The sequence below is a fragment of the Microcoleus sp. S13_C3 genome (genome assembly GCF_036700905.1).
In the GTDB taxonomy this organism is placed as follows: Bacteria; Cyanobacteriota; Cyanobacteriia; order Cyanobacteriales; family Microcoleaceae; genus Microcoleus.
Genome location: NZ_JAUBPT010000033.1, coordinates 1 through 15,751, shown reverse-complemented (window position 1 = coordinate 15,751; position 15,751 = coordinate 1). Strand labels below are relative to the sequence as shown.

Annotated in this window: 11 protein-coding genes; 8 read left to right on the top strand and 3 right to left on the bottom strand. The window is 47.2% G+C overall.

Annotated elements, in window-relative coordinates; genetic code table 11:
* Positions 1-57: 57 nt before the first annotated feature.
* The gene (locus QUA16_RS11795; RefSeq protein ID WP_333104020.1) at positions 58-2,976 is read right to left on the bottom strand and encodes a CBS domain-containing protein; all 2,919 of its coding nucleotides are present in this window, start codon (positions 2,974-2,976) and stop codon (positions 58-60) included.
* A gap of 330 nt (positions 2,977-3,306) precedes the next feature.
* Here QUA16_RS11795 and psbZ point away from each other — a divergent pair, with 330 nt between their 5' ends.
* From psbZ to QUA16_RS11755, 8 genes are all read left to right on the top strand, one after another.
* On the top strand, positions 3,307-3,498 hold the full coding sequence (psbZ, locus tag QUA16_RS11790; protein WP_190735314.1) for a photosystem II reaction center protein PsbZ: 192 nt from the start codon (positions 3,307-3,309) through the stop codon (positions 3,496-3,498).
* A gap of 220 nt (positions 3,499-3,718) precedes the next feature.
* Positions 3,719-4,312 (top strand): 6,7-dimethyl-8-ribityllumazine synthase, encoded by a 594-nt coding sequence (ribH, locus tag QUA16_RS11785; protein WP_333104019.1) that lies wholly within the window; start codon positions 3,719-3,721, stop codon positions 4,310-4,312.
* 960 nt (positions 4,313-5,272) lie between these two features.
* Positions 5,273-6,511 carry a sedoheptulose 7-phosphate cyclase gene (locus QUA16_RS11780; protein WP_333104018.1) on the top strand — a complete coding sequence of 413 codons (1,239 nt, stop codon included), beginning with the start codon at positions 5,273-5,275 and terminating at the stop codon, positions 6,509-6,511.
* Between the two features lie 2 nt (positions 6,512-6,513).
* Positions 6,514-7,317 (top strand): class I SAM-dependent methyltransferase, encoded by an 804-nt coding sequence (locus QUA16_RS11775; RefSeq protein WP_333104017.1) that lies wholly within the window; start codon positions 6,514-6,516, stop codon positions 7,315-7,317.
* A gap of 506 nt (positions 7,318-7,823) precedes the next feature.
* The gene (locus QUA16_RS11770) at positions 7,824-9,218 is read left to right on the top strand and encodes an ATP-grasp domain-containing protein (protein WP_333109092.1); all 1,395 of its coding nucleotides are present in this window, start codon (positions 7,824-7,826) and stop codon (positions 9,216-9,218) included.
* Positions 9,219-9,220: 2 nt separating this feature from the next.
* Entirely contained in the window at positions 9,221-10,315 is a 1,095-nt protein-coding gene (locus tag QUA16_RS11765; protein WP_333109094.1) for a D-alanine--D-alanine ligase, read from the top strand.
* Between the two features lie 114 nt (positions 10,316-10,429).
* Positions 10,430-11,752: a 30S ribosomal protein S12 methylthiotransferase RimO gene (gene rimO / locus QUA16_RS11760; RefSeq protein WP_333109097.1), complete on the top strand. Its 1,323-nt coding sequence runs from the start codon at positions 10,430-10,432 to the stop codon at positions 11,750-11,752.
* 1,036 nt (positions 11,753-12,788) lie between these two features.
* Complete coding sequence (locus QUA16_RS11755) at positions 12,789-14,255, top strand: DEAD/DEAH box helicase (RefSeq protein WP_333109100.1); 1,467 nt, start codon at positions 12,789-12,791, stop codon at positions 14,253-14,255.
* Positions 14,256-14,318: 63 nt separating this feature from the next.
* Here the strand turns inward: QUA16_RS11755 and QUA16_RS11750 are convergent, their stop codons facing one another.
* Entirely contained in the window at positions 14,319-14,495 is a 177-nt protein-coding gene (locus QUA16_RS11750) for a hypothetical protein (protein WP_333109102.1), read from the bottom strand.
* Between the two features lie 457 nt (positions 14,496-14,952).
* On the bottom strand, positions 14,953-15,513 hold the full coding sequence (locus tag QUA16_RS11745) for a hypothetical protein (protein WP_333181145.1): 561 nt from the start codon (positions 15,511-15,513) through the stop codon (positions 14,953-14,955).
* Positions 15,514-15,751 lie beyond the last annotated feature (238 nt).

The window sequence follows — 15,751 nt, the reverse complement described above, 5'->3', positions numbered from 1 at the left end:
GCGTCAGCAATTAGCTAATCTATTATATCAGAAATAACGCGCTGCTGACGCACCTTACTAAGCTTGAGGATAACGTTGTGCTAAGAAAGATATAGCAGCAGCCCGATCGCCCAAATCGCCATCCAACTTCGCCGCCAGCAAATCATCCAACATTCGTTTAAACCCAGGCCCCGGCTTATAACCCAAAGCCTTCAAATCGTTGCCATTTAAAGGCGGCTCAACATTCACCCATTTGGTGAGATATTCCCAGATTTGGCGGCGTGCACTTCGCGGACTTTGTAGGGCGATCGCAATTAACACAGGCAACTCATACTTTCTCAACAGCAGCACCAATTGACTCGGCAACTCGCACTTAGGCAAATTCTCTGCTAACTGCTTCTTTCCGGCTTCCAAAACTTCCAACCGCTTAATGCTGTCAGCGGGTAACTGAAGATTTGCAGCCACCTTGCCGCGATATTCCGGTGCTAAATAAGCTATCAAAACTTCCAGCCGCATCTGCCAATCGGGGATATTGATAATGGGGAATGGGGAATTGGGCATCGGGAATTGGGCATTGGAAATAGTTGCTTTTTCTTTTTCTTCCTTCTTCCCTATTCCCTCTTCCTTCTTCCCTCTGACTCGTGACTCACCCTCAATCATTAATCCGTGTATCCGTGTCAAAATCCGTGTCGTGCCTTCCTTCTTCCTTCTTCCATTCAAACACCGATCGAGCAAACGCAGTTGTCGCCACAACTCCCGATCCAACTCCAAACTAGGATGAATGCAGCGCAAAGCCTGCAAATCTCCCAGCATTTGCAAAGCAACTTTCCAGTAAGGAGCTTGCAAAATGTATTTCAATTCACTTTTGAGCCGAGTTTCCAAAGCCGGAGCTCGGCCGTTTTCCCCCTGAATTCTGTAATAAATCCCGCTGGCCAAAGCGTGGCGGATGTATCCTTCCGTCTGCGGCTCAATTTCAAATCCCAACCGCACAGCAAACCGCACAGCGCGATAAATGCGCGTCGGATCTTCGATAAAACTATTGGCGTGCAAAACTCGAATTTGCTTCGATTCCAAATCCAGCAAACCGCAAAAAAAATCTAACAATTCGCCGCTGCGAGGAACACCCAACCGCACAGCCAGGGCATTAATTGTAAAATCCCTGCGGTACAAATCTTGGCGAATTGAACTCGCTTCAACTTCAGGATTTGCAGCCGGATAAGGATAAAATTCAGTACGAGCAGTCGCAATATCCACCCACAGCGAGCCGAAAGCAGAGTCTTTGTGCCACAAAAGCGCGGCGGTTTGAAATTGACCGTGAACGTCCAAACGCGATTCGGGGTAAAGTTTTTGCAGCGATGAAGCTAACTCGACACCAGCACCGGAATCGTCGGAACCGCACTTTCCATCCACAACCAAATCGATATCTGTTAGCGCCAGCGTATCATCCGTGGCTAAGAGTAAATCCCGGACTGCTCCACCCACAATATAAAGTTGCCAGCCGCGGTTTTGGGCAATATTGGCCGCGATCGACAATAATTGCCATAATTCGGCACTGATGCGCGATCGCAACAACTGCTCAACCGATTCGGGCACGGGACAATCAGAAAATTTTGCATGACTTCCCCTGTCTCGCGCTTTTTGCTGATGCAATTCCCGCAACACATCAGTCCGGGTAACAATTCCCACCAGTTGACCGTTTTCCAATACTGGCAAGCGCCCGATATCGTATGTCACCATTAAAGATTCAATTTCCGGCAGCAAGGTATCTGGGGCGATCGTTTTTAACTGCCAAGTCATGTAACCCTTCACCGGGGCGTGACTGAAACCGTGGTGCAGGGCAATGTCAATGTCGCGGCGCGAGATAATGCCAGCGAGTCGATCGCCCGCATCGACCACACAAAGCCCGGAATGTCCGTAACGTAGTAGTATACGGTGAGCTTCCCCCACCGAGGTTTCCGGGCGAATACTCCGCACTGGAGACGACATTAACTCGCGCGCTGTCGGAGGGTGGGGAATTTGAGCTTTCAGTTCGTCAGCTAACTGATTTAAAGTCAGCAGGGGGTCAACATCGCGGGTGGCGAGGGAAGCAGCGCCGGCGTGACCTCCGCCGCCGAAGGGTTTGAACAATTCGCTGAGGTTTGTTCCTTCGATGCGCGATCGACCGATAATAGTTAATCGATTGGAAACTGGCGATTCTGGAGCGATGTTGCGGTTGTTGTCGTTTTCGCTAAATTTATAAACATTGCCTAACAGCAGAGCATCGGTTTCAGTTAAATCGAGCAAGCGAGAAGCCAGTGAAGAAAGTCCGGGAACATAAGCTTCAGTAGATAGCAACACCCAGGCTACGCTGTAACCGTGCAAAGTTTCCGATCGCAAATTCTTGAGCGCTTCTCTGAGCAAATCTTGCAATTGAGGAGACAAAGCGGGTTCTACATATTCAGCGATGACCCCCAAACTCGCTCCCTGTTCCATCAACCACGCCAAAGCTATTGCATCTCGCGCAGTTGCGCCCTCAAAGGTAAGGGAACCTGTATCGACGTGGATGCCTAGGGCCATTACTGTTGCTTCCGAAGGCAGAAGGCGGAATGGTGTGTCGCTCTTTTCGGCTTGATTTTTGAGCTTTTCGACAATTAATGTCGTGGTGGCTCCGACTGCTTCGATTTGGCTAACAGTAGCGGGGATGTCTGAATGCGCCTCCTTGTGGTGGTCGAAAACCGCAATTTCCCTTACTTGTGGCAAATCCAGCCACTCGGCGGCTTTTCCCAAACGATCGCGCCCGGAGGCATCAACTATAGTAATCGATCGAATTTGTTGCGGATTGACCGATCGGCGTTCAATCAGTGGGTACTCGTCGCGGTGTAGCGCCAAAAAATCCCGCACTGTCGGGTGACACCCGCCCGTCAATACGATCCTGCTACCGGGGCGCAGCACGCAAAGTCCCACCGCCGCTCCCAAGGCGTCAAAATCTGCTGTTGTGTGGCACAAAACTAAGTCCATAGCCGAAAATCCCGCATCTCTAACTCAAACAGTAGCAATTTCTCGCCCTCTGAAACCGGATGTGTCGATCGCACTGTAACTTAACCTTCAGCCAGTATCGAATCCAGTTTTCTGTCGTGTAGCGAACAATGATAAAATTGATCGAAATCTCAAGAGCCGCTGACGCCTGTTCGCGCAACGCCCGAATTTGCCTGGGTTCTTTCGTATCAATCAACCGACAATTTCTCGATCGACTATCGGGAAACTGTCAAAAACTAGAATTTGGAAGATTTTTTTCGGTTCTGGGAAACTATTTCCGATCAACGCACGGTTATATCGAAAGGAGAAAAGATGTTATCAATTCTGTTTCAAGTGGTTTTACTGGGTCTGGTACTGCTATCTTTTGTGATGGTCGTTGGCGTCCCGGTTGCTTATGCCTCTCCCCAAAACTGGAATCAGTCTAAATCCCTGATTTATGTCGGGTCGGGTCTCTGGTTTTTGCTGGTTATTGCAGTGGGTGTATTGAACTTTTTAGTCGTTTAATTTCACCCAAGTCTATCGAATAAAGAAGGTAAAAGATAGAAGGATGAAGGCATTCACCAGCGATTGAAAGGCATTCGGCAGAAGCTAGGAATTTTCCACACCGCGCGACCCTGTATGTTTTTGTACTTGAGATTCAGATGAGATGCTGCTGCTTTCTGACTTTTGCCTTCTCACAAACAAAACTCTAAAAACTAAAACCTAAAATCTAAACTAGAACACTATGACTGTTTTCGAGGGAACTTTTACTCACACAGAGTCTTTGCGATTTGCTATTGTCATCGGTCGTTTTAACGATTTGGTTGTCAACAAACTTTTGGAGGGATGTCAAGATTGTTTGAAACGCCACGGGGTTGATATTAATCCTCATGGCTCTCAGGTGGACTTTTTTTGGGTTCCAGGAAGTTTTGAGATTCCTTTGGTGGCCCGCCAAGCTGCTCTTTCTCACCGCTACGATGCGGTAATTTGTCTGGGTGCGGTAATTCGGGGCCAAACTCCTCATTTCGATTTTGTGGCTGGTGAGGTTGCTAAGGGAATTGCTGCGGCTGCTTTTCAGACAGGGGTGCCAGTGATTTTTGGGGTGGTGACGACTGATACGATGCAGCAAGCTTTGGAAAGGGCTGGAATTAAAAGCAATTTGGGCTGGAATTATGCGATGAGTGCTTTGGAAATGGGCACTTTGATGCGGCAAGTTAAGGGTTTGGGAACACACTCTTACGATCATCGATTAACTACTGGGTCTGCTGCTCAAGCGCTTTCGGGTGAAGCAAATCTGGCGATCGCCCCCGATGTATCGTCGGATCAAATCCCCTCGTAAGTTGGGCTAGCAGTATTTGTAAGCTCAAAAAACATCAAGACTTGCATCGGGAAAAATCTTAAAACTCTTGTGGGCTGGTGATTATGCCCGCCCCCAAGGTAAAAATTCCACTCTTGGCCGATCGACAAATTAGACCAATATCTTGCCAATTGGAAATGGGTACTTTGATGCCTCAAGTTAATGGTTTGGGCGGAAATTCTGACCAAGAATTTCAAAGGTGGTACAAGCCCCCGCATTTATCCGTGGAATCAATCCAAAATCTAAAATCTAAAATCCTCCAGCCCCCGCATTTATCTCGCGCAAGTCAATTCTAAAATCTAAAATCTAAAATCTAAAATCTAAAATCGATTGACGATCCATTACCTGCGTCTGCTGCTGTTAAAGTGCTGTCGGGCGATCGGGCTTGATGGATGTTCCCGGAAAATTTCGTAATCTAAAATCCAGGTTCATTATTCCCTTTATTAACTAGGCATTAATCGGCTGATTGGATATTGAATTTGGTGGATAATCAACTGGAAATACACAGCGAACCCGATCAAAAAAGATAAAGTGATTTCAACGATCGATCGCAACGAGTCGTTTTAATAGATGAGGATGCTGTAATTTCGGGTTTTCCCGATTTGTCTCTGGATAATATTATATTATTAATAAATAATATCCACTTTTACTGAATCTGGTTGCATAAAGATGAGAAATTCGTTATGTTGAATTTTGTGTAAGCATTGAGGCGGTCTCAAATCAATCCTCAAAAGGCTTTAAGTATAAATACTCGAAAAGCAGTATTTAACCGACTCTTAACAAACAACCCTAAAAGTAAATTTTTAGGTGGATTGTTAAGTTCATATTAAATGACAATTTGTCAAGTTAATGCCTAGGAAGTTTGCCAGCAAAAGGATTGATACTTTTGAAGCTCGCCCAGATACTTACAGTTACCGATCAACATGAAAGTGCAAAATTCTTATGGGTGACATTCAAGCTACGTTTACATCTACCGATCGTGCTTTTCAAATTGAGGGGTACGAAAAAATTGATTTCAGCTTGCTATACGTAGATGGTGCTTTCAAGCTTGAAAATCCTGAGATTGCGGATAGTTACCGCCAATTTGGTCGCTGTTTAATGGTTGTAGATGAAACAGTCTATGGTCTTTATGGTGCACAGATGCAGGATTATTTCAATCATCACGAGATAGATTTAACAGTCTTTCCAGTTAATATCAAGGAACCTGATAAGACATTAAAAACTTTTGAAAGCATCATAGATGCCTTCGTTGATTTCGGACTCGTGCGGAAGGAGCCTGTTTTGGTGGTCGGTGGTGGATTGACTACTGACGTAACTGGTTTTGCCTGTTCCTCTTATCGCCGTCGGACTAACTACATTCGCGTACCGACAACTTTAATTGGGCTGATTGATGCCAGTGTGGCGATCAAAGTAGCTGTGAACCACGGTAAGCTGAAAAACCGCCTCGGTGCTTACCACGCTTCGCAGAAAGTAATTTTAGATTTCTCCTTTCTGAAAACTCTGCCGATCGACCAAATACGAAACGGCATGGCAGAGTTAATTAAGATCGCCGTAGTAGGCAACAAAGAAATCTTCGAGTTGTTAGAAAACTACGGCGAAGCATTACTGCATAGCCATTTTGGTTATTTAGACGGCACATCTGAACTGCGCGAAGTGGCCCATCGCTTAACCTACAACGCGATTCAGTCAATGCTGGCATTAGAAGTACCAAACCTCCACGAGCTAGATTTGGATCGGGTGATAGCCTATGGTCACACTTGGAGTCCGACGCTGGAACTAACGCCGGAAATTCCGATGTTCCACGGCCATTCTGTCGCCATCGATATGGCTTTTTCGGCCACCATTGCCCAACTGCGGGGCTACATTCCGATCGCCGATCGCGATCGCATCTTAAGATTAATGAGCCGCCTCGGACTAGCAATTGATAGCCCTTATCTGACATCAGAACTGCTCTGGAAAGCCACAACATCGATCAGTCGTACCCGTGATGGTCTCCAACGCGCTGCCGCTCCATGCCCCATTGGTGACTGCTTTTTCATGAACGATTTGACTCGAACTGAGTTGGATAAAGCCCTACTGGTGCATCGAGAAATCTGTCAGGGCTACCCGCGTCATGGCGATGGCGAGGATATGTATGTGGTATTGCAGAAAGTTGGAACTCGTTCCGCAGCCGGGGTATGACCATGAGACCCGTTACCCCAGTCGGGATTTTAGCCTCTTTACTCGAAAGTCTCGCCTCGCAAGTAGAAAAAATCGATAATCTCGATCGAGCTTTCAAGGCCCAATTACAACAAGCCTACGAACTAGCCAATGGTCTCGATCCGTACCTGAACCTTTGTACCACGCCGGAATCTCCCGCCTTAGCCGCGTTAGTAAAGCGCACCCAATCAGAAGATTGGAGTAAGCGATTCTCTGACGGCGAGACAGTGCGCCACTTGGAACAGGAAATGCTTTCGGGCCATCTGGAAGGCCAAATGCTGAAATTTCTCGTCCATATCACCAAAGCACAGCGCGTACTGGAAATAGGGATGTTTACCGGGTACTCAGCACTAGCAATGGCGGAAGCACTGCCGGTGGATGGAGTGGTGGTAGCCTGCGAAGTAGATGCTTATGTAGCTGAATTTGCCCAGAAGTGTTTTCACGAATCTACTGTCGGTCACAAAATCTCAGTCAAGGTGGCACCGGCTTTAGAAACCATGAAACAATTGGCCCAAGACGGGGAAGTCTTCGATCTGGTTTTTATCGATGCTGATAAAGCTGGATACACAGATTATCTCGATTTATTGCTCACCACTGGGCTGTTGGCTCCCAATGGCTTGATCTGTGCAGACAATACTCTGATGCAGGGACAGCCATATGTGTCGGGTACTGCTACTGATAACGGAGTTGCGATCGCCAAATTCAACCAGGCTCTAGTTGACGATCCGCGCGTAGAGCAGGTGTTAGTGCCGCTGAGAGATGGAGTGACCTTAATTCGGCGCGTTTAGTAGAACAGTCCTAGACGCATCAAAACCTGCATAAACCGGGTTTTTTGCCCTATTGGGCGGGCTGTAACGAAGTCCGATAGTCAAAAAACCAGGTTTCTAAGGGATGAGAATTAAATAAAATCCACTTTTCATGACTGTTGTGGGATGGGCGTCCCGCCCGTCCTTTCTGGGCGGGCGGGACGCCCATCCCACAAGAAAAAAGGGAAATTATTTAATTGACGATCCTAACCACCCGTGCGTAATATCTGACATCTTGCAGCAATATCAATAAGAGGATTTTTCGTGGGGTCGGGCGGGTTTATAGAACCTATTTGCAAGCTTTAAGGCTGTTGGCGAACCCGCCCCTACGGCTAATTGAGAATGGTGCAAGATCTCAGTAATATCAAATCCGCGCCTCATCCGCATGATTGATCTGTCTCTTCTGGAGACTCGGCGCCAACAGCGTCATCTGCGGTTTAATCATTCAAAAACCACCGCTAATTAGAGTGTCTACTTACTAGGAAATTATGCTCGAAACAGTTTCTGTGGCAGCGATGCCATCTGAACAGGAAACAAACACTGGGAATAGGCGCTTCCAGACAGCCGTTAAAACTATAGCAACCTTAATTTTGCTGCTATTGGTACTGCCCCTGAATATTGCTTTAACTGCGATCGCCCTACTGAGATCCATCATCATCAAACCGTTTCAGTCTCGATCGACTACAGCCACTCCCCAAACGATTTTGATTAGCGGCGGCAAGATGACCAAAGCATTGCAGCTAGCCCGATCGTTCCATAATGCCGGTCATCGGGTAATTTTGGTTGAAACCGAGAAATACTGGCTGACGGGTCATCGTTACTCTTGGGCCGTCGATCGCTTTTACACAGTACCAAATCCCCAGACAGAGGAATATCCCCAAGCACTCTTGAAAATTGTCCAACAAGAGAAAGTTAATGTTTACGTTCCCGTTTGTAGTCCAGTCGCCAGTTACTACGATGCCGAAGTCAAAAGGGTACTTTCTGGGCACTGTACGGTAATGCACGTCGATGTCGAAACTCTGCAACGATTGGATGATAAATATCAGTTTGCAAAAGCCTCGGAAGCATTGGGGCTGCGAGTTCCGAATTCCTACCGCATTACTAATCCCCAGCAAGTAATCGATTTTGATTTTAGTGATGCACAGCGTCCATATATTATCAAAAGTATTCCCTACGATTCTGTCCGCAGGTTAAACTTAACTAAATTACCCTGCGAAAACCCAGCAGAAACTGCCACCTTTGTCAACTCATTACCAATTTCCGAGAGTAAACCTTGGATTATGCAAGAGTATATTCCGGGGCAAGAATTCTGCACTCACAGTACAATCCGTGATGGTCATCTTCAGTTGCACTGTTGCTGTGAATCGTCGGCGTTTCAGGTGAATTACCAGAATGTCGATCGCCCGGATATCGAAAATTGGATTCGTCTGTTTGCCAAGAGTCTCAATCTGACTGGGCAAGTTTCCTTTGATTTCATTCAGGCGGCGGATGATGGAGAGATTTACGCGATCGAATGCAACCCCCGCACCCATTCAGCCATCACGATGTTTTACAACCATCCTGATGTGGCAAAAGCTTATTTGGATCTCGACCCTTTACCACAGACTGTGCAGCCTTTGGCATCAAGTTGCCCGACTTACTGGATTTACCATGAAATTTGGCGATTGGTGACTCATTTGCGATCGCCAAAGCTAGTTTCTGAGCGATTGCAAATTATCGCTCAAGGCAAAGATGCCATCTTCGAGTGGGACGATCCGCTGCCGTTTTTGATGGTGCATCATTGGCAAGTTCCCTTGTTGTTATGGGGAAATTTGCAGAATCCGAAAGAGTGGATTCGGATTGACTTTAATATTGGAAAACTTGTGGAAATAGGAGGAGATTGAGTATGTCAGTATTACGGGTTTTGCATTTAGTCGGATCGGCAGACAGTAAATTTTACTGTAATTTGTCGCTATCTTATGCCCAAGATTGTCTGGAGAAGACTGCTAATCCAGCACTCTATGAATTTCATATAGCCTATATTTCTCCCGATGGCCAATGGCGTTTTCCCACCTCTCTCGATCAAGGTGCGATCGCGGCCGCTAATCCCATGTCTCTAGCGGGCGCAGTACAGGTGCTGGCAGATATCCAGATAGACGTGATGGTGCCCCAGATGTATTGTCTCCCCGGCATGACTCAATACCGAGCCTTGTTCGATCTGCTGAATATTCCTTACCTGGGTAATACCCCAGGGGTGATGGCACTGACTGCTGACAAAGCGAAGGCTAAGGCAGTAGTGGCGGCCGCTGGGGTAAGTGTGCCGCTGGGAGAAGTTCTCCACGCGGGCGATCTACCTTCTATTGATTTCCCGATCGTACTCAAGCCGCTGAATGCCGATAATTCTCTGGGAGTTGCGTTACTTAAAAATGCTGCTGACTTTGACGCGGCTTTGCAGACAGCATTGACATATGCAGATGAAGTGCTAGTAGAAGAATTTATTGAGTTGGGCCGAGAAGTTCGTTGTGGGATTATTGTCCAAGCTGGCGAGCTAGTCTGTTTGCCGCTGCAAGAGTATGCTCTAGATCCTGATATCCGACCGATTCGGAGTTATGCCGATAAGCTCAAACAAAATGACGATGGTAGCTTGGATTCTGCCCCTAGGGATAGTACCAGGATGTGGATAGTTGAACCCAGCGATCCTGTGACCCAAAGGGTTTGGGCTATGGCCAGAAAATGCCACATAGCTTTGGGCTGTCGCCACTACAGTTTATTTGATTTTCGCATCGACCCCCACGGAGAACCTTGGTTCTTAGAAGCGGGGCTGTACTGCTCTTTTTCTCCTCAAAAAAGTGTGCTTGCGACTATGATCCAAGCATCGGGAATTTCTCTGGATACTTTTTTTGAGAGTATGCTGCAAAATGCCTTACAAGGTCGATCGGGTACAACGAACGGTGCAACAAGCAATATAAATTCGGGTACGGCAATAATGGTTGAGCGTTGACAGTCTAGTGATGGCTTGGGAATTGGTGCAACTAAGAAGGATAACTTGCAATTTTTCTAATTGTGTGATATCATAAAACGTTCTCAAAAATAGCGCAACACTAACTATTACTGCATGGCAACGAAGCCAACGATCGCATTTACTCACCTCGGCTGCGAAAAAAATCGCATCGATACCGAACACATGATTGGCTTGCTGGCTCAAGCGGGCTATCAAGTGGATTCTAATGAAGAATTAGCCGATTATGTTGTAGTCAATACTTGTAGTTTTATCCAAGCGGCGCGAGAAGAGTCAGTCCGCACCTTGGTAGAATTGGCAGAAGCTAATAAAAAAGTAGTCATCACCGGCTGCATGGCACAGCATTTTCAGCAGGAATTGCTGGATGAATTGCCGGAAGCAGTCGCAATTGTCGGCACGGGCGACTATCATAAAATCGTCAATGTTATGCAGCAGGTGGAAAAGGGCGATCGAGTTTCCCTCGTCTCTAGTGAACCTACTTACATCGCTGACGAAACTACTCCCCGCTACCGCACGACATCGGAAGGTGTCGCTTATCTGCGGATAGCTGAAGGCTGCGACTATCGCTGTGCATTTTGCATTATCCCGCACTTGCGCGGAAATCAAAGGTCGCGGACGATCGAATCTATCGTCGCCGAAGCTAAGCAATTAGCCTCCGAAGGGGTAAAGGAAATTATTTTAATTTCTCAAATTACCACCAACTACGGCAAAGATATTTATGGCGAACCGAAACTAGCCGAACTACTTCGCGCTTTGGGTGAAGTAGATGTACCTTGGATTCGGATGCACTACGCCTATCCTACAGGTTTGACTCCGCAAGTTGTCGAGGCAATCCGGGAAACGCCGAACGTTTTGCCATATTTGGATTTACCCCTGCAACACTCGCACCCGGAAATTCTGCGGGCGATGAATCGGCCTTTTCAAGCTGGGATTAATGATGCTATAGTCGATCGGCTCAAGGCAGCACTTCCCGGCGCTGTGATGCGAACAACTTTTATTGTCGGCTTTCCCGGCGAAACCGACGAACACGCAGCACACTTGCTGGAATTTGTCAAGCGTCATGAATTCGATCACGTAGGAGTTTTTGTATTTTCGCCAGAAGAAGGAACCCCAGCCTTCAGCTTGCCCCAGCAAATACCTGCAGAAATAATGGAAATGCGGCGCAATGCGGTAATGGCGGCCCAACAACCTATATCATTGAAGAAGAATCAAGAATCTGTCGGTCAGGTAGTTGATGTCCTGATAGAACAAGAACAACCAGAGACAGGTGAGTTGATTGGTAGATCCGCTCGGTTTTCCCCAGAAGTAGATGGACTCGTCTATGTGACAGGAGAAGCGCGACTGGGATCGATCGTGTCTGTGAAAATTACTGGTGCAGATGTCTACGACCTCTACGGTCAAGTAGATTTTAGATTTTAGATTTTAGATTTTAGATTGACTGCACAGACTCATCTGGGAGCTCTATCTTTTGTTGTCTAAAATTGTGGGATCGACCCTCATGAGTTGACGTGGCACTGTATCCGGTGCTGGGCGGGGTCAAGTCGATTTTAGATTTGAGATTTGAGATTTGAGATTGACTGCACAGACTGATCTGGGAGCTCGATCTTTTGTCTAAAATTGTGGGATCGACCCTCATGAGTTCACGTGGCACTGTATCCGGTGCTGGGCGGGGTCAAGTGTAAGTGTTGCTGGAACTGTCGCCTGAGACGGTGTGGCGAACAAAAACCCGACACCAGCCAAAAAGGATTAGCAGATTGTGCAGCAAAAGTAACGGTTTGTACAATATTGTGCAAAGATAGGTAGCAAAGGGTTCTAAACCTTTATTAGCCTCTGGCTGCAATCGACGCTCCCCCTCGGGGTGCGGTTATCTCTACAGAACGATCGGAAAATTTTAACGAATTTAATGTTTTGTTTCTGAATGTAAAGAGTTATGATAGTAACAAGCCAGAAATAAGCGGGGATAATTTGAGATTGCTTCGCCGTCCGCCCTACACCACAACGGTATCCCGAAAGAGTGTTGAGATGGATAGGCGGTAACGGTCGCCCCATCCCTGCTCAATCCCGCAGGCGACGGATTGCGGGATAGCGCCTGAACCAAACAACCTGTTACTACTATGTAGTGAAGTGGGGCTGGTCATGATCCTCACTATAAAATGCCTAAGAGGGAAAGCTTGCAAGTACCTCAAAGGAAGTCCAATGTCCTGTTTTAAGAATGTTGGAAGCCTATAACCCGACCCCTGGCGGTTGGTATCGGTGATGTCACAAAATCAAAGACGGCTGTCGAATTGGTAAATTTAGTCACCATCGACGGAGCTGCCCTATACTCGATTGCTATTTAAGAAGGTGCGCGCAGGCGCAGCACCATAAAGAACTCTTATGAGTTCCTGCCGCCGAGCAGAAATCCGCATCCGAGTTGGGCAACTTAGAAGGCTAAGACTCGTTATTAGGAGCATTAATGAATTTATTGTTTGAAGGCTTAGGTCTTTCGGAAGAACTCGTTCTCCATCTGGAAACACTAGGCTTTACAGAACCTACTCCCATCCAAGTACAAGCAATTCCGCACCTGTTAGCAGGTCGCGACGTTGTGGGTCAAGCCCAAACAGGGACAGGCAAAACGGCAGCATTCTCGTTGCCCATCTTGGAGCGGATTGATTTAGATGTAACTGCGGTGCAAGCACTGGTGCTGACGCCGACTCGCGAATTGGCGATGCAAGTAACTGAAGCCATCCGTGATTTGAGCGGCATCAGCAGCGACGGCCCGGTAAAAGTGGGTCGCTCTCTGCAAGTTCTGACAGTGTACGGCGGTCAATCGATCGATCGTCAAATGCAGCGTTTGAAGCGCGGCGTTCACGTCGTTGTCGGTACACCCGGACGCATATTGGATATGCTCAGCCGTGGCAGCCTCAAACTAGACAAGGTAAAATGGCTAGTTTTGGATGAAGCTGACGAAATGCTGAGCATGGGCTTTATTCAAGATGTGGAAAAAATCTTGGATGCAGCACCACAAGAACGTCAAACGGCATTTTTCTCGGCGACGATGGAACCTTCCATTCGGAAATTGGTGGCGCGGCATTTGCGTAACCCCGTCAACGTCACCGTAGAACAGCCCAAAGCAACGCCAAAGCGCATCAGCCAAGGCGTGTACATGATTCCCCGTGGCTGGTCGAAGGCAAGAGCCCTACAGCCAATCCTAGAAATGGAAGACCCGGAATCTGCACTGATTTTTGTGCGGACTCGGCAGTCGGCGGCAGAACTCACCAGCCAACTGCAAGCAGCAGGTCACAGCGTTGATGAGTATCACGGTAATTTGAATCAGGCACAGCGGGAACGTTTGTTGCATCGGTTCCGCCAATGTCAGGTGCGCTGGGTAGTGGCGACTGATATTGCGGCACGGGGTTTGGACGTGGATCACTTGACTCACGTTATTAACTACGATTTGCCCGACAGTGTGGAAAGCTACGTTCACCGGATCGGACGCACGGGCCGGGCTGGTCGCGAAGGAACGGCGATTACGCTGATTCAACCGGTCGATCGCCGCAAACTGCGCTTGATTGAACGCCACGTGCGATCGAGCTTGACGGTGCGAAACATTCCGACACGGGCGCAAATTGAAGCACGTCAGTTGGAAAAGATGCAGGGTAAAGTTCGTGAAGCTTTGGCTGGCGAACGGATGGCATCTTTCTTGCCTCTGGTGTCTCAGTTATCCGAGGAGTACGACTCCCACGCGATCGCCGCTGCTGCTTTGCAAATGGCTTTCGATCAAAGCCGTCCTGCTTGGATGGGCGCTGATTACGCTCAACAAGAAGATCCCCCGATTGGTGGAGAAAACAGCGTCAAGCCTATCTTGATCAAAAAGCGGGCTAAGACTGGTGAGGCGACTTTTTCAGGAGCACCGAGTGCTCCTGTTCCCCAGAACCGCTAATTGGTAGGGTGCACTCGGTGCACCTTATTTAGAATTATTGTAGAGATGCGATCGATCGCACCTCTACTTTTTTTTATGGGTGCGATCGCAAATCCGAGCTCCCTCGCCGGTTGAAACCGCGAACAAACTTTCGTCAACTCCTAGCGGACTGAGAATTGGATAAGTAAAGATGGAAGTTAGCGATCGGACAATTTCTGTAACTAATTCTAGGCTGAGTACGTTAATTGAAGAATTGGGCACTGAGTGTCAAAATGTTATTACTTTATATCAATTCCGGTTGGATTGGAATGATTAAACCGCAGAGTACGCAGAGAACGCAGAGGAAGAGAACAGAGAGATGAATAATTTCGATGAAGGGCGGATTTGATATTAATCGATCAACTTCAGTTACCTGATTTGAGCGATCGACAAAAAGCGGAAATTATACCAGAGTTCCTTCCTCTCTGCAATCCATCTCAACGTTCACTGCGGAGAGGATTTTCCGACACTAATTGCTGAGGAAATTACACAATTGTCGGATGATGATGAAGAGGATTAAGGAGACGCGGGCGATTCCCTACGGGATAGCTACGCTTCACGCACATGAGGAAAAAGCCTTCCAGTCAACTCACAGAAAGGCTAAAAATCCTCATAAATAAGGAATAAAGTCCTTACTACAAACTTGTGAACCGGGACTTTTGCACTGTTATTTAATATTTCAGTTTAGCTGTGTGCTCACAATAATTTTTTGCACGCGATCGCCCTTAATTTCCACAATCAAATTAGAAGCCTTTTGGTCATTGCTGTAAGTCAACCGAGTCACTCCACCCTGCACAGATTGCGACCCATAACCGTAAGTTTTAACAACTTTTTGGCTGTTATCTCCTACCTTCACCCCATCCATTGTCAGAAACTTGGGATTGGTAGTAGAAATTAAATAAACTTTGCCCTCCCATGCTGCTACCGTCAACCCTGAGTAGGTTAGCGTGCGAATCTTGCCGCCCATCCCTGATCCAGCAGGTTTAGTTTCGTCGCGCTGCGGTTTTCCCAACTTACGTTTTGCCTCTTCTACAGGCATCCCCAACCGAACGCCGCCAATCCCCAGGCGCGAATAGTTCAGCGCCGCCGGCTTTTGTGTCGCGCTGAGCATTCTTTCTAGAGTCGCAACAGTTTGATTCATAGCGGGGACAGGGCGAACTAAAGCAGCAAATCCTAAGCTCGAAATTGCGAGATTCATCATGATGCCAACGACGGCTGTTGTCACAAACATTTTTACCATTTTTTTATAGTTTTATTTGGCAATGTATTCGCGCGATCGCCCGCTAGATCCGGATTGATACTAATAGGACTTACACAAACACTCCTAGACGCACGGCGATTCTCTGAAACTTGATTTTTTTACCAAAACTACACAAAGAAACCCGGTTTATAGTATACATCTAGGACTTACGCATTGACAAAATAACCAAACAGTGTATTGATAAATAATTGTCGTCTCCTTTCTAAGTATGGAACAA

What these genes read in the sequence shown, in the direction of transcription:
- QUA16_RS11745 (WP_333181145.1), bottom strand. Translation starts at nt 15,513, where the DNA reads ATGGTAAAAATGTTTGTGACAACAGCCGTCGTTGGCATCATGATGAAT.
- QUA16_RS11775 (WP_333104017.1), top strand. Translation starts at nt 6,514, where the DNA reads ATGAGACCCGTTACCCCAGTCGGGATTTTAGCCTCTTTACTCGAAAGT.
- psbZ (WP_190735314.1), top strand. Translation starts at nt 3,307, where the DNA reads ATGTTATCAATTCTGTTTCAAGTGGTTTTACTGGGTCTGGTACTGCTA.
- ribH (WP_333104019.1), top strand. Translation starts at nt 3,719, where the DNA reads ATGACTGTTTTCGAGGGAACTTTTACTCACACAGAGTCTTTGCGATTT.
- QUA16_RS11795 (WP_333104020.1), bottom strand. Translation starts at nt 2,976, where the DNA reads ATGGACTTAGTTTTGTGCCACACAACAGCAGATTTTGACGCCTTGGGA.
- QUA16_RS11770 (WP_333109092.1), top strand. Translation starts at nt 7,824, where the DNA reads ATGCTCGAAACAGTTTCTGTGGCAGCGATGCCATCTGAACAGGAAACA.
- QUA16_RS11780 (WP_333104018.1), top strand. Translation starts at nt 5,273, where the DNA reads ATGGGTGACATTCAAGCTACGTTTACATCTACCGATCGTGCTTTTCAA.
- rimO (WP_333109097.1), top strand. Translation starts at nt 10,430, where the DNA reads ATGGCAACGAAGCCAACGATCGCATTTACTCACCTCGGCTGCGAAAAA.
- QUA16_RS11755 (WP_333109100.1), top strand. Translation starts at nt 12,789, where the DNA reads ATGAATTTATTGTTTGAAGGCTTAGGTCTTTCGGAAGAACTCGTTCTC.
- QUA16_RS11765 (WP_333109094.1), top strand. Translation starts at nt 9,221, where the DNA reads ATGTCAGTATTACGGGTTTTGCATTTAGTCGGATCGGCAGACAGTAAA.